This is a genomic window from Mesorhizobium sp. M0854, assembly GCF_040319815.1.
In the GTDB taxonomy this organism is placed as follows: Bacteria; Pseudomonadota; Alphaproteobacteria; order Rhizobiales; family Rhizobiaceae; genus Mesorhizobium.
Genome location: NZ_JAMYOL010000004.1, coordinates 1 through 14,588 on the forward strand (window position 1 = coordinate 1; position 14,588 = coordinate 14,588).

General features: G+C 61.1%; 9 protein-coding genes. 3 read left to right on the forward strand and 6 right to left on the reverse strand.

What is annotated here, in order from left to right; translation table 11 throughout:
• Nucleotides 1-294 precede the first annotated feature (294 nt).
• The 5 genes from NKH99_RS08465 to NKH99_RS08485 all read right to left on the reverse strand — a co-directional run bounded on the left by NKH99_RS08465 (nt 295) and on the right by NKH99_RS08485 (nt 7,476).
• A complete protein-coding gene (locus NKH99_RS08465) occupies nt 295-2,466 on the reverse strand; it encodes a malate synthase G (protein WP_353013593.1) in 2,172 nt (723 codons plus the stop codon).
• Between the two features lie 129 nt (nt 2,467-2,595).
• A complete protein-coding gene (locus tag NKH99_RS08470) occupies nt 2,596-4,623 on the reverse strand; it encodes a hydantoinase/oxoprolinase N-terminal domain-containing protein (protein ID WP_353013595.1) in 2,028 nt (675 codons plus the stop codon).
• A gap of 484 nt (nt 4,624-5,107) precedes the next feature.
• Nucleotides 5,108-5,731: a CDGSH iron-sulfur domain-containing protein gene (locus tag NKH99_RS08475; RefSeq protein WP_353013597.1), complete on the reverse strand. Its 624-nt coding sequence runs from the start codon at nt 5,729-5,731 to the stop codon at nt 5,108-5,110.
• A 665-nt stretch (nt 5,732-6,396) separates the two neighbouring features.
• Nucleotides 6,397-6,771 carry a hypothetical protein gene (locus tag NKH99_RS08480; RefSeq protein WP_353013599.1) on the reverse strand — a complete coding sequence of 125 codons (375 nt, stop codon included), beginning with the start codon at nt 6,769-6,771 and terminating at the stop codon, nt 6,397-6,399.
• A gap of 522 nt (nt 6,772-7,293) precedes the next feature.
• The gene (locus tag NKH99_RS08485) at nt 7,294-7,476 is read right to left on the reverse strand and encodes a hypothetical protein (RefSeq protein WP_353013602.1); all 183 of its coding nucleotides are present in this window, start codon (nt 7,474-7,476) and stop codon (nt 7,294-7,296) included.
• A 186-nt stretch (nt 7,477-7,662) separates the two neighbouring features.
• Here NKH99_RS08485 and NKH99_RS08490 point away from each other — a divergent pair, with 186 nt between their 5' ends.
• Nucleotides 7,663-10,599 (forward strand): NACHT domain-containing protein, encoded by a 2,937-nt coding sequence (locus NKH99_RS08490; protein WP_353013604.1) that lies wholly within the window; start codon nt 7,663-7,665, stop codon nt 10,597-10,599.
• Between the two features lie 15 nt (nt 10,600-10,614).
• Here NKH99_RS08490 and lepA read toward each other — a convergent pair whose 3' ends face one another.
• Nucleotides 10,615-12,420 carry a translation elongation factor 4 gene (gene lepA, locus NKH99_RS08495; RefSeq protein WP_352457284.1) on the reverse strand — a complete coding sequence of 602 codons (1,806 nt, stop codon included), beginning with the start codon at nt 12,418-12,420 and terminating at the stop codon, nt 10,615-10,617.
• 191 nt (nt 12,421-12,611) lie between these two features.
• Between lepA and NKH99_RS08500 the strand changes: the two genes are divergently transcribed.
• A complete protein-coding gene (locus tag NKH99_RS08500) occupies nt 12,612-13,664 on the forward strand; it encodes a TadE/TadG family type IV pilus assembly protein (RefSeq protein ID WP_353013606.1) in 1,053 nt (350 codons plus the stop codon).
• A gap of 184 nt (nt 13,665-13,848) precedes the next feature.
• Nucleotides 13,849-14,565 carry a DUF1223 domain-containing protein gene (locus NKH99_RS08505; protein WP_502900012.1) on the forward strand — a complete coding sequence of 239 codons (717 nt, stop codon included), beginning with the start codon at nt 13,849-13,851 and terminating at the stop codon, nt 14,563-14,565.
• Nucleotides 14,566-14,588: the final 23 nt, after the last annotated feature.

Consider the following 14,588-nt stretch of genomic DNA (forward strand, 5'->3'; position numbering starts at 1 on the left):
AGCAACGCTTTCAACTCGCCTCTGCTCAGTCTAACGTCTCGATTGGTCATGGCACTTCCCCTTCCACGGGAATCGGTGATCGCAACGTCACCACCGTGCCATGGCCGCTCGCCCCTCAGAGCAAGCCCCGTTCTCTCTCCAAAACTTTTTGCAGAACCTTCAGCACACTATCCCGTCAGAATTGGGTTGGCGCACTGCATTGGCGACCCCACCCGGCCCTTCGGCCCACCCTCCCCTCAAGGGGGAGCGGGACGCCGGCGCTTACCCTTGGCCGGCGTGCATCGTGCTTTCGGTTCAGCCGTTATCCCGCGCCTTCAGCTCCAGCCGCCGTGCGTGCAGCACTGGCTCGGTGTAGCCGTTGGGTTGCACGCGCCCCTTGAAGACCAGGTCACAGGCGGCGAGGAAGGCGATGGACTTGTCGAAATCCGGCGCCATCGGCCGGTAGAGCCGATCGCCTTCGTTCTGGCGGTCGACGATCGCCGCCATGCGTTTCATCGTCTCCATGACCTGCTCGGGCGTGCAGACGCCGTGATGCAGCCAGTTGGCGATGTGCTGCGAGGAGATGCGCAGCGTGGCGCGGTCCTCCATCAGACCGACGTCGTTTATGTCTGGCACTTTCGAACAGCCGACGCCCTGGTCGATCCAGCGCACGACATAGCCCAGAATGCCTTGCGCGTTGTTGTCGAGCTCCTTCTGGATGTCTTCTGGCGACCAGTTCGGCCGGACGGCGACGGGCACCGACAGGATGTCGTCGAGTTTTGCCTTGGGCCGGCTCTTCAGCGCAGCTTGCACGGCGTGGACATCGATCTTGTGGTAGTGCGTGGCGTGCAGCGTCGCGGCCGTCGGCGACGGCACCCAGGCGGTGTTGGCGCCGGCCTGGGGATGCACGATTTTCTCGGCCAGCATCGCCGCCATCAGGTCGGGCATCGCCCACATGCCCTTGCCTATCTGGGCGTGGCCGGCCAACCCGCATTCCAGCCCGGTGTCGACGTTCCAGGCTTCGTAGGCGGCAATCCAGGCGGCCTGCTTCATGTCGCCCTTGCGGATCATCGGGCCGGCTTCCATCGAGGTGTGTATCTCGTCGCCGGTGCGATCGAGGAAGCCGGTGTTGATGAAGACGACGCGTTCTTTCGCGGCGCGGATCGCCTCCTTGAGGTTGACGGTGGTGCGCCGCTCCTCGTCCATGATGCCCATCTTGATGGTGTTTTTGGGCACGCCGAGCAGCGCCTCGACGCGGTCGAAAATCTCGACGGCGAAGGCAACTTCGTCGGGCCCGTGCATCTTGGGCTTTACGATGTACATCGAGCCGGCGCGAGAATTGGCGCGGCGCCCGTTCACGCCGATGTCATGCAGCGCGATCAGCGCCGTCAGCGCCGCATCCATGATGCCTTCCGGCACCTCGTTGCCGTCGCGGTCCGATATCGCCGGATTGGTCATAAGGTGGCCGACATTCCTGACCAGCATCAGCGAGCGGCCGGGCAAGGTCAGCGTGCCGCCATCCGGCGCGGTATGGGTGCGGTCGGGGTTGAGCCTGCGGACAAAGCTCTTGCCGGCCTTGGTGATCTCCTCCGCCAAGTCGCCCTTCATCAGGCCGAGCCAGTTGCGGTAGACCAGCACCTTATCCTCGGCATCGACGGCCGCCACCGAATCCTCGCAGTCCTGGATGGTGGTCAGCGCCGATTCCAGCACGACATCGGCAATGCCGGCCGGATCGGTGCGGCCGATCTGGTTGTTGCGGTCGATGACGATTTCAATGTGCAGGCCGTTCTTGGTGAGCAGGACGGCTTCGGGGTCGGCGGCATCGCCGCGATAGCCGGCAAACTGTCTGAGGTCGGCAAGCGTGGTGGCGCCGGCACCCTCGCCGAGCCGCAACATGCCATTGGCGACCGAAAGCCCGTTGACGCCGGCCCATTTGCCTGTGGTGAGCGGCACCGCCTCGTCGAAGAAGCTTTTCACCCAGGCGACGACCTTGGCACCGCGCGCCGGATTGAATTTGTTGCCTCGCTCGGCGCCGGCCGTCTCCGGGATAGCGTCGGTGCCGTAGAGCGCATCGTACAGCGAGCCCCAGCGCGCATTGGCGGCATTCAGCGCATAACGCGCGTTCATCACCGGCACTACCAACTGCGGCCCGGCAACCAAAGCGATTTCCGGGTCGACATTTTCGGTGGTCACGCTGAACGCCGGCCCCTCGGGCTCGAGATAGCCGATCTCGCGCAGGAACGTCTTGTAGGCCTCCATGTCGACGGGCGCGCCATTGTCGCGATACCAGCGGTCAAGCTTGTCCTGCATGGCATCGCGCTTTTCGAGCAGCGCCCGGTTTTTTGGCGAGAGATCATGGACGATCGCCGAAAAACCGCTCCAGAATGCCTCCGCTTCAATGCCGGTGCCCGGCAGCGCCTCGTTCACGACAAAATCATGAAGCTCGCGGGCAATCCGCAATCCGGCGATCTCGACGCGATCGGTCATCAGGGCTTCTCCAGACGAAAGGCTAGGCCGGGCCTTTGGCATGTCACGGTGGCAGGGTCAATTCAGCTCAGGGTGAAGGTAGGGCGTTTTCGCTGCCGATCTCCCCCCTCGAGGTGGGCGATTACGCGCTCACACCGCAATCCTTGGCCGTCCCGACGCCACCGCCACGACATGCGCCTCGATGAACATGCGCTGGCCCTCTACTGTGGAGACGCGGAACTCGCTGGCGATTTCGATCTCGGCGCTGTCGGTGCCGGCGTCCTTAGCCCGCGCGGCGGCAATCGCGCGCACATCTTTCTCCGCTGCGGCGATCGCCGCTGCTTCGTCGTTGAAATCGCGCACGCTTTCACCTGAGGCAACGCGGAACAGCCCTTCCTTGGGCTGGCTGACCCGCGCCTCGGCCGATACCCGGACCTGGCCGACGACGGCGCCGAGCGCGTTGGCGACATCGGTATCCTGCGGCACCACGCATCGATTGCCGACCAGCTCGGCCAGACCGGCATAATGCAGCGGCGCCGAGGCGCCGAGGCCGATCACCGGACGGTCGAGCGCGACGCTCAAGCGGGCGATGCCGGGATGCGCGTCGACGGCGCGCTGGACCAGGGCATGGGCGACGGTCGCAGCGCCATCCAGCCCGTCCTCGGCAAAGGCGGTTTCGAGGATGACTTCGGCCGACAGGCGGGTCAGCGCGGTCAGCACCCGTTCCGAGATCGCCTCCGGCGAGGCGGCGATGAACTGGCCGCGGCCGTCGCGCCTGCGCGCGAACAGCTCGGCACCCAGACGCGCCGCGGCCGCATCCCAATTGGCCTGCCTGCCCAGCACATGCGCGGCGTCCGACGGCGTGAAGCCGGCGACATGCACCAGCCCGCGCGATACCAGCCGGTTCAAGCTGGCGTTCTGGGCGTTCGAGGTCAGCAATCTGTCGAGAGCCTGCGGCACAGCACCGATCAGCTCGTAAAGCTTGGCTTCGGCGCCGGTCAGTCCGGCCGCCAGCCGCTCCGGCACGCCGGTGCGCACCGCCAGCCGACCATCCATGCGGCCGGGATTGGGCGCGCGCAGCTGGCGTTCGAGCTCTGATGTGACGGCCTCGCCATGCATCAAGCCGGCCAGCGCCAGCGGCACCAGGCGGCGCGGGCCGAGCAGGATTCTCGGATTGAGCGCGCCATCCTCCAGCGCCACTTCGGAATCGCCGCCGAGGCCAAAAGTGCGCATGGCGACGGCCTCGACCATGGTGCGGAAACCGCCGACGGTGGCGCCTTCCGGATCGAGCCGCGGCCGGCCCTTGTCGAGCACGGCGACGTCGGTGGTGGTGCCGCCGATATCGGAGACCACCGCATCGTCGAGGCCGGTCATGTGGCGGGCGCCGACAAGGCTGGCGGCCGGGCCGGACAGGATGGTCTCGATCGGCCGCTGGCGGGCAAAGGCAGCCGAGACCAGAGCGCCGTCGCCGCGCACCACCATCAGCGGGGCGGCAATGTTGCGCGCGGCCAAAAAGCCTTCGGTTGCCGCGACCAGCCGGTCGATCATCGAGATCAGCCTGGCGTTGAGCAATGTCGTCAGTGCCCGGCGCGGGCCGCCGAGCTTGGCCGACAGTTCGTGGCTGGCGGTGACCGGCAGGCCGGTCCTGTCGCGGATCAGGTTCCGCGCGCTTAGCTCATGCGCCGGGTTGCGGGTGGCGAAATAGGCGCAGACGGCAAAGCCGGACACCGACTTTTCCAGTTCCGGCAAAGCTGCCTCCAGCCCGGAAAGATCGAGCTTTGCCGCATTGCCATGGACATCGTGGCCGCCGGGGCAGAACACCACCGGGTCGGTGCCGAGCGCCGCCTTCAGCCCGTCGCGGGCAAGGTCGCCCTCGGCAAAGCCGATCATCACCAGCGCCACGCGCCCGCCCTGGCCCTCGACCAGCGCATTGGTGGCTAGCGTCGTCGACATCGACACCAGTTTGATCGCTGCCGGGTCGGTGGCGGCCATTTCGAGCACCGCATCGACCGCGCCGGAGATGCCGACCGCCAGATCATGGCGCGTGGTCAGCGCCTTGGCCTTGGCCAACACCTTCCCGCTTGGCCCGCCGGCCTCCGACCACAGCACGGCGTCGGTATAGGTGCCGCCGGTGTCGATGCCGAGGAACAGGGGTGAGGGTTTGGGCTTGGCGGTCATATTTGGGTCCGGAGAATTCGTCTCCGCCCCTTAGCGGATATGAACGGGCCGATAAAGGCACGAGCGCTGGGCCAAGGCAGCGTAATCTCCCCCTCGAGGGCAGGGCAATCGCATTTGGATTCTTACGAAGATGGACCCCCACCCTAACCCTCCCCACAAGGGGGAGGGAATGCTGCCGCGCGCCCTTACTTCCCCTTTTGGCGCCGAAAGGCAGGCAAATTTGCCGAGGTCAGCGCCAACGGAAGTCTCCCTCCCCCTTGTGGGGAGGGGTTAGGGGTGGGGGTACGTCGTAGAGCGAAAGCCTCGGCGTTCCATCTGCGATAGCCCTGCCCTTGAGGGGGAGATGTCGCTGAAAGCGACAGAGGGGGGTCGCCGCGCGTGGAGCCCCGGCATTCTCTGGCCGCGATGGCGTTGGCGTCAGGACGTACCGACCCCCTCTGTCGCCTTCGGCGAGATCTCCCCCTCGAGGGGGGAGATCGCTAGGCTAGCCGACAAACCCCACGCGCTTGTGCGAGCCATCGCAGAACGGCTTGTTGGCGGAGTGGCCGCAGCGGCAGAGGAAGGTGCGTTGCGTGCGGTCGACCGTGTGGCCGGTGCCGGTGACGATTTCGACATTGCCTTCGAGCTTGAGCGGGCCGTTGGTCGTCGGTGTGACGGTCAGCGGGCCATTCCGCACCTCCAGCGCCGGCGCGTCCTTCAGCGCCGGCTCGCCGGTGGCGGTGAAGCCCGATTTGGTGTGGCTGCCGTCGCAGAACGGCTTGTTTTCCGAGGCGCCGCAGCGGCAGAGCGTGGCGCGGTAAAACGTTTCGCCGCCCAACACGATCTCGGCATGGACGGCAAGCGGACCGTTTTCCCTTATGCGCACAATGTTGACCACCGGCGGCTGTTCCTGCGGCCCGCCATCCTTGCGGACATAGGTGATGGCGCCGGACGGGCAGGCTTCGGCGAGCGCCACGATCTTCTCGACGCTGGCCGCATCCGGATGGATCCACTGACCGGGCGCGTTGGGCACGAAAACATGCGGATCGCCAAGCACGCAGTTGCGCGAATGGATGCAGCGTTTTCCCGAAAAGCCGATGTCGATCTTCTCGCCTTCGACCACTGCCATGGGTGGGTCTCCTGTCGGACTACGCTATGGCGACAGTCAGGACGACGTCAAGGCAGCATTCTCCCCCTCGTGAGGGCCGACCTCGGGCGCGGCGCTAAGGGAATTCCCATTTTTTGCTCGCAGCACCACATTTGTTCTTGCTTTGTGCCGGCAGCTATGCTACTAATTTGTGTATGGTGCCAATTGGCTCCAACGACCCGCCTGCCGAGGCGGGTTTTTTGTTTCAGCTTTGAATTCCGGTGCCGGCCTGCACTCGCGGGACGGCCCTCTCCCCCCTCGAGGGCAGGGCAATCGCATTTGGATTCTTACGAAGATGGACCCCCACCCTAACCCTCCCCACAAGGGGGAGGGAATGCTGCCGCGCGCCCTTACTTCCCCTTTTGGCGCCGAAAGGCAGGCAATTTGCCGAGGTCAGCGCCAACGGAAGTCTCCCTCCCCCTTGTGGGGAGGGGTTAGGGGTGGGGGTACGTCGTAGAGCGAAAGCCTCGGCTTTCCATCTGCAATAGCCCTGCCCATTGTGGGGGGAGATGGCCGCGCAGCGGCCAGAGGGGGTCGGCACGACCGGACTCGGCCTGCTGCTGCAGAACAGGTTGGCGCTCTATGCGCGGCGACCCCCTCTGTCGCCTTTGGCGACATCTCCCCCTCAAGGGGGGAGATCTGCCACGTCACGGAACCAGATCGATTTCCTCGGTCTCGCCGCCACTGCAGGTGTAGCAGCAGTCGTCGCACTTTTCCGTATTGCCGGGGCCGACGCCCCAATAGGTATTCTCGTCGCCATCGACCCAGGCGCCGTAGCAGATCGATTCGCCGTCACTGCAGGACAGCGGGATCGCCTTGGTCTCGCCGTCGTTGAGATAGTAATCCTGATTGTTGCCCGGCCAGACATGATCGCGGTCCTGGCTGTAGAGCTCGACGCGCATGGCGTTCGGATGGCTGTTCTTGATCTCGAAGGTGACATCGCCGGCATGCGCGACGGTCGCAAACAATGCGGCAAGACAGAGCGCGACGGCGATGCGCCGCGCGAAAGCGTAAAATGACATGGATATTCCCCCCGGAATGAGACGGCCTGCCCGGCCGCGGACGAGAGCATGGCATAGAGGGTCGGAGGGGTCAAAGGGGCGTCGGCGATGTTCACTTCGCTAAAGGCATGGCGTTGCTAAGAAAGACCCCTCTCCGGCCGCATCGCGGCCACCTGTCCCCGGTTTCGCCGGGGCGAGGAACCCATGTCTTACGAGGCTTTCGGCGATTGGCGTTTCGTCGCTCCATTCGTGGGGGAGAGGTGGTTTGCGTAGCAAACCGGAGAGGAGGCGGCCAGCAGGTGCGTCGAGGTTGGCAGCAAAGGAGCGCCCTAGATGACTAGGCCGCCCGACACGACGAACAGTACAGCCACCACGGTAAGCCGCCTCCACAGCGCCAAGGATTTCGGCGCGCTGACTATGACCAGCGTCGCCGCCCAGGCGAGATACCGCCGACATAGGAGGGCACGCTGGCTTCAAGCCCGGCCGCATTGCCACCCATCAGCGGGCTCTCGCTGGCGAGAAAGGTCAGAATCCGGCTGCCACCTAGTCATTGCCGTACCGGTGATACTTCATCGTCAACAGCTCGGTCGCCTCCATGAGTGCCACGCCTTCGATCGTCCAGAGCGTTTCGCGAAGGGCGGCGCTCGCCACGAAGGTGCCAGCGAGGCCAAGGGCGCCACCGATCGCGAGGTCGATCTCGGCGACGATATCCAAGGTGGAAAGCATTTGATATCTCTCCGAGCTGAAAGAGGATAGCGCAGGGCCGGCATCGTCCAAATATGACCTACCGACCGCCACCTAGACGAATGAAGTGGCAAATGCGATTGCTTTCTGCTTTCAATGTATTGTAGCTTTAGTGATCGTCTTCTATACTAGGCTTGGCAGCGAGCGCAGCGTGAATGGGGTGGATTGATGACAATTTCTGCTATCGCATCGGTGACCGGTCTAGACGTTTTCACAAAAAAAATAAGTAACTACATCGTATCTCGTCTTTCGCGTCGGTACTTGATACGCCGGTCAGCTGAGCTTAGAACTACTACCGAGACGAGCTTACAAGCAGACTTAATTCAAGCCTTTGGTTCCGCCGGTCTCTTGAATGGTACTACTTATCGTGTATTGACCACCGTTTCTTCCTCACGATTGCTTGACCACCTGCTAGACGCAGCCGCTACTAAAATCGACCCGAAATTCGGGCGCCGATTGATCGATCGCTTGGAGGTGGAATTCTCTACCGACGGAGCCATCTCTAATCCTTCCTTGTCAGATAGGCTGTGGTCAATTTCGTCCAGCTTAGCAGACAGCGAAGGTCTCAATCTTCGCCCTCGACTTCGCTCAATCGAACAGTTGTCCCGAACAGAGGAACGCGTGCGGCGGACCGAAGTATCTATAGCCCAAGCCCTTTCAGACAGAGGGCAGAGTGGCGATCTGCAAGATCTGCCGTTCATTGAGACAGACGATCAACGTCATATTGCCGAGTCACTGGTGAACGAAACAGAGGGCTTTTGCTCTCAAATAGATGTGCATGGTGCCTCCGGCGAAGTGCTCCGCGTCGATCTTGACGAAATGTTCGTTTCAACACCTGTCGAACATCTGGGCAACTATCAAGACGCGATACGATACGGATCGCAGCGACATCAACACTACTATCCGCGACGGGCGGCTACCCAGTGGCACATTCTCCTAGAACAAGTCGATCGAGCTGTGATTCTAGGCGATCCTGGGGGCGGGAAAAGCACACTGTCCAAAAAGCTTTGCCTGGAAGTCGCCCGGGCGTTCCGAAGTGGGGATCCGCAGATTCCATTCTTTTTGCAACTCAGGAGCTATGTCGCAGAATGGGACCAAGATAAAGCGATCACCTTCCTAGGTTATATAGCCGGCCAAATTTCCCAGTCAACACCAGGTATTCCTATCGAACAGATATCAGCGATAGTCCACTACCTGCTTGGAACTGGGCGATTTTTCTTGGTTTTCGACGGTCTTGATGAGGTCCTCAGTCTCGGCAATCGCGAAGAAATCGTCAAGAAGGTTCGCGGCTTTTGCGACCGGTATCCACTGAGTCGTTTTCTGCTAACCTCTAGGATAGTTGGCTATGAGACGACGCCAGTTAGAAATTTTGATCACTACATCGTGCTTGGACTGACACACGATGGTATGGAACAGCTGTTCTATAACGTAAATAAGCATATTGTGGCGAGAGGGCAATCCACATCAGCTGCGCAATTTAATTCATTTATTCAGAACGCGCATAACAAAGCTGTGGAGCTAATTTCTAATCCTCTGCTATTGACGCTGATAGCTATAATACATTCAAAGAAACGGGAAATACCGGACAACCGCTTCGATCTTTACTCATCGTGCGCAGATTTGCTTTTTGACCGGTGGGATAGCTTCCGAAATATCAATCCTAGCTTACCGGAACGCTATCGCCTCTATGATCTACTGATGCATCTTGCTTCGGTCATATTTGAAGACGAGGCCCTCGGCGGTCGACTTAGTAAAGATGCGCTCGAAAACGAAGCCAAACGATTCTTTCGAAATGACTACGTTGATAACAGGGAGGGTCGTGCCTCGGAAGCCGCCGCGAAACTTGTTGAGCATTTGACGGGGCGCGCTTGGATTTTGCACGAGGTCGGTGACGGGGTATTCGAATTCACCCACCGAACATTTCTGGAATTCTTCTACGCTCGATGGCTTGAAGCGAAGTACGAAAAAACCGAGGACCTTGTGCGGTATATCTTACGTCAGACTGAGGGCGGCCAAAGGATCTTATCATCGCACCTGGCCTTGCAGGCGAGAGTTAGAAACAAGCGCAGCGCGGCAACTACAGCTGGACAGCTTCTCGCTAGCGAAGTCGAGAGCAAAGGAAGGGGAAGGCCGGGATTTATAGCTTTTGCGGCCGCCTCAATTGAATACCTACTTCCTGAGGCTGCTACCTTGGCTAAGCTGTCTAAGGTCATCTCTAGCGAAGCTATAGAAAGTACTACCTATGAGCCGCTAGCCACGCTGCTTCGCACGAAGAGTCCTCTGCGATCAGTGATTGTGGCACCAGCTATCCGAAGGCTGAGTGCGGTATCTCGGCTTAAAGATATCAGGGCCACGCAGAAGGTCTACGAGGCACTTTATGGCCATACTAACGATCCCGACATTTGTTCGTTCGTGGACGATGATCTCTTGCCAAGCCTGCGATCCAAGCAAGCTCTGTCGCCCTATATCGTCAAGCTTATTGTAGATCTTGATCGCGAGCCGGATTGGACCTTGGCTCGAAAGTTTGGGCTAAGGCTCTGGCGCCCCAATCGGCATGGCCATAGTGACGTAGATATGCGGGCTACCGACGCCGCGAAGGTGATCGACCTGATTGTAGGCCATCCCACGGATATTTTCTCGGCAAAGGCAACCCCTTTGCTCTACTTGTTTCATCTAGTTTGGGAGACCCTCCAGTCGCAGGTGGGAACATTCAACTTAGAGATTTCAAGTAGATCTATAATTTATTTCGGCAACAGACACCATTTAAGCGACGTTGATATGGGTGCTATTTCGGATGATAATTTTGTTATCTTCGTATTTGCGCACATGATGCTTCATGAGTACTATGAAAGTATAGATGATGACTTCACAACGGCGATTGATCTTGGAGCATTGGAGCGTTCCGCGAGCAACCGGTCAAAATTTCTAAATAGTACTCTGTTTGGAGACTGGATAGACGGAAATGTGAGCCTGTTTTCGCGAGTAGCACCGAAAAAGAATCGGATTGGACAACAAATAGCAATTCGCCAATTTGCTGAAGCTAATACTGTGGTGGCACAGATAGATGACGATGATGATCTCTTAGAATACAGCGTTTCGTCATAATTGGTTCCGCCGTCCTCAATCGCCCATCTTCAGCGCCTGGATAAACGCCTCCTGCGGGATATCCACCTTGCCGAACTGGCGCATCCGCTTCTTGCCCTCTTTCTGCTTGTCGAGCAGCTTGCGCTTGCGCGAGACGTCGCCGCCGTAGCACTTGGCCGTCACATCCTTGCGCAGCGCCGAGATCGTTTCGCGGGCGATGACCTTGCCGCCGATGGCCGCCTGGATCGGGATCTTGAACAGATGGTGCGGGATCAGCTCCTTCAGCTTCTCGCACATCTGGCGGCCGCGCTTTTCCGCCGCCGTGCGGTGGACCAGCATCGACAGCGCATCGACCGGCTCCTCGTTGACCAGGATCGACATCTTGACCAGGTCGCCTTCCTTGTAGTCGGTGAGGTGATAGTCGAAGGAGGCGTAGCCCTTGGAGATCGACTTCAGCCGGTCGTAAAAGTCGAAGACCACCTCGTTGAGCGGCAGATCGTAGATGAGCATGGCGCGCTTGCCGACATAGGAGAGGTCGGCCTGGATGCCGCGCCGGTCCTGGCAGAGTTTCAGGATGCCGCCGAGATAGTCGTCGGGGGTCAAAATGGTGGCGCGGATCCACGGCTCCTCGATGGCCGCGATCTTGACCACGTCGGGCATGTCGGCCGGGTTGTGCAGTTCCTTGACCGTGCCGTCGTTCAACAGCAGGCGGTAGACGACGCTAGGCGCGGTGGCGATAAGGTCGAGATTGAACTCGCGCTCCAGCCGCTCCTGGATGATTTCGAGATGCAGCAGGCCAAGGAAGCCGCAGCGATAGCCGAAGCCGAGTGCTGCACTGGTTTCCATTTCAAAGGAGAAGGAGGCGTCGTTGAGGCGCAGCTTGCCGACGGCGGCGCGCAGATCCTCGAAGTCGGCGGCGTCGACCGGGAACAGGCCGCAGAACACCACCGGCTGCGCCGGCTTGAAGCCGGGCAGCGCTTGTGCCGTCGGGCGCTTGTCCTCGGTGATGGTGTCGCCGACGCGAGTGTCGGCGACTTCTTTGATCGAGCCGGTGAAGAAACCGAACTCGCCGGGGCCGAGCTCGTCGACATTGACGCGGGCGGGCGTGAAGACGCCGGTGCGCTCGACCAGGTACCTGGCGCCGGTGCCCATCATGCGGATGGTCTGGCCCTTCTTCAGCACGCCGTCGATGATGCGGACCAGCACGATGACGCCGAGATAGGCGTCGTACCAGGAGTCGACCAGCATCGCCTTCAGCGGGGCCGTGATGTCGCCCTCGCGCGGCGGCGGCAGATCGTTGACGATGGCTTCCAGCACGTCGGGAATGCCTAGCCCGGTCTTGGCCGAGATCAGCACGGCGTTGGAGGCGTCGATGCCGATCACCTCCTCGACCTGTTCGCGGATGCGCTCGGGCTCGGCGGCGGGCAGGTCGACCTTGTTCAGCACCACGACGATCTCATGGTTGTTGTCGATCGCCTGGTAGACATTGGCCAGCGTCTGCGCCTCGACGCCTTGCGAGGCGTCGACGACCAGCAGCGAACCTTCGCAGGCAGCGAGCGAGCGCGACACTTCATAGGCGAAGTCGACATGGCCGGGCGTGTCGATCAGGTTGAGGATATAATCCTGGCCATTGTTGGCGTGGTACTTCAGCCGCACCGTCTGCGCCTTGATGGTGATGCCGCGCTCGCGCTCGATGTCCATCGAGTCCAGCACCTGCTCCTTCATGTCGCGCAGCTCCAGCCCGCCGGTCGACTGGATCAGCCGGTCGGCAAGCGTGGATTTGCCATGGTCGATATGGGCAACGATGGAGAAGTTGCGGATGTTTTTGATCGGCGTGGTCATGCGGCGCGCTTTAGCAGGGGCACGCTACATCGGCAAGCGGCGGGGCGCGGGTGCGGCGGCGGGGCGGCAAAGTCGTTAAACTTTGATCCATGAGATTAGAGCATAGTTCGCGCCCGGCGTGATAGCCCACCGGTCTATCGCCGTTCGGGGGGATCGGAATGCCGTTGTCAGCACGCAAATTTCTCAAATCGGTGAGCGGCTCGTTCGCGCCATTGCTCGCCATCTTGCTTATCCCGATGGTTGCCGCATTGGGTTTTTCCATCGACTATACCTCTGCGGTTTCAACCAGGGCATCGATGCAGAACGCCCTCGATGCAGCGTCGCTGTCGATCACGACGCTTGCGACGGACACCTCACTGGCGGACCGCCAGGTAAAACTGCAGGAGGCATACCTGGCCAATGGCGGGCAAGGCACGGCCAAGCTCGACAGCTTCGTCGTCGCCACCGACGGCGCCGCCAGCATCAAGGCTTCGGCCGGCTTTGCCATGCCGACGAATTTCATGCAGATCGCCAGGATCAACACGGTGCAGGTCGGCGTTGCGTCGGCAGTGACAAAGCGGCCGGCATTGGTGGAGGCCACGTTCAAGGTCGACAAGATCTCTGGCTGGTGGGACAAGACGGTGACGCTCTACGGCACCAAATTCGGGGACACGGTGGCCAACAAGCTAATGAGGATCTCCTACGCGTACAACAGGTTTGGCGATCCCAAAGGCTACGGGACGTCCTCTGTTTACACGATCAACGGAACGACGGAGACGCTGGTCCAGAAACAAGTATGCACGACCGTCACGGTGACCAGCTTCTATGGCTTGCCCACCGGCACAATCACTCAGATCAGCGGTACCAGGAAATACGCAACCACCTGCGTCAACACGATGTATCCCGCGACCGGCGCCGGTGCGGTGATCGACGTGAAGGACATGGATAACCTGTCTCTGGAGATGAAGATTCCGAATCCCAATCCTGGTCTTGGCGGCGGCTATCTGGCCTCGGGCACGAAAGAAACCCTGAGATCGGACGATCCGGCCACGTCCGACCGATTGTTCATCGACAAGGTCAAGACGCTGGCCAATACGACTGTCGACATCTTTGAGGCCGTGCCGTGCGGCATCACCGGCAGTCAAGCGTGGGAAGATGGCGGATCACTTACCAACAACACCATAGATGATACCGATTTTTCCTATTTTGTGACCGGCAAGTGCGCGTTCAACAAGCGGCCTTCGGAAACCGTGCTCACACAATAGGGGCGACTTGAGTGCCTACCTCCCCCTTGTGGGTCCTCAAGGGGGAGATCGGACATCGCCTCGGCCCTCGCCAATGCTCTAGGAACTCGGACTTCTCCTCAATCACGAAGCGGTGATGCTGTAACGAAGCGTGCGTCGGCGGCGAAGTGTGGACATGACACGATGTCTGCGCAGGAGAAATGCGATGCCCGGATCGACAGCGAAACGCAGCACAGCCCTGATGGGGCTCGCCGCGGCACTGTTTTCCGCGACTGTGCTGTCGGCAACCAGCGCGGCCGCCGGACGGACGCTGACCGTCGTCGAGCTGTTCACCAGCCAGGGCTGCTCGTCCTGCCCGCCGGCCAACGCCAATCTGATCAAGGTCAAGGACCGGCCCGGCGTGCTGGCGCTGTCCTTCAACGTCACCTACTGGGACTATCTCGGCTGGAAGGACACATTCGGCAAAGAAGAATTCACGCAGCGCCAGGTCCGCTATGAACCGTCGCTCGGCCGTTCCGGCCCGTTCACGCCGCAAGTGGTGGTCAACGGCAGGGCCGATGCCGTCGGCGCCAGGCCGGGCGAGATCGAGCAGCTGATTTCGAGCGGCGGCCACGGTGACGGACCTTCGCTGTCGCTCGCCGGCGGAAAGGTCAGCATCGGCGCCGGTCCGGTGCCCGGCGGCAAGGCCGACGTCTGGCTGGTGCGTTACGGCAAGGGCGTCGTCGAGGTGCCGGTGGCGCGCGGCGAAAACACCGGCCGCACGCTGCCGCACGCCAATGTCGTGCATTCGCTGACCAGGCTGGGCAGTTGGACCGGCGACGCCACCGCACTGCCGCTGCCGGCGGTGACGGGCGGCCTCAGCACAGCGGTGCTGGTGCAGGTGCCGGGCGGCGGGCCGATCCTTGCTGCCGCTACGAACTAGAAACCCTGCCGAAATTTTCACAA

Excerpts from the sequence above, each read along its gene's own strand:
- NKH99_RS08465 (WP_353013593.1), bottom strand. The coding sequence starts at position 2,466 with ATGACCGATCGCGTCGAGATCGCCGGATTGCGGATTGCCCGCGAGCTT.
- NKH99_RS08470 (WP_353013595.1), bottom strand. The coding sequence starts at position 4,623 with ATGACCGCCAAGCCCAAACCCTCACCCCTGTTCCTCGGCATCGACACC.
- NKH99_RS08475 (WP_353013597.1), bottom strand. The coding sequence starts at position 5,731 with ATGGCAGTGGTCGAAGGCGAGAAGATCGACATCGGCTTTTCGGGAAAA.
- NKH99_RS08480 (WP_353013599.1), bottom strand. The coding sequence starts at position 6,771 with ATGTCATTTTACGCTTTCGCGCGGCGCATCGCCGTCGCGCTCTGTCTT.
- NKH99_RS08485 (WP_353013602.1), bottom strand. The coding sequence starts at position 7,476 with ATGCTTTCCACCTTGGATATCGTCGCCGAGATCGACCTCGCGATCGGT.
- NKH99_RS08490 (WP_353013604.1), top strand. The coding sequence starts at position 7,663 with ATGACAATTTCTGCTATCGCATCGGTGACCGGTCTAGACGTTTTCACA.
- lepA (WP_352457284.1), bottom strand. The coding sequence starts at position 12,420 with ATGACCACGCCGATCAAAAACATCCGCAACTTCTCCATCGTTGCCCAT.
- NKH99_RS08505 (WP_502900012.1), top strand. The coding sequence starts at position 13,849 with ATGCCCGGATCGACAGCGAAACGCAGCACAGCCCTGATGGGGCTCGCC.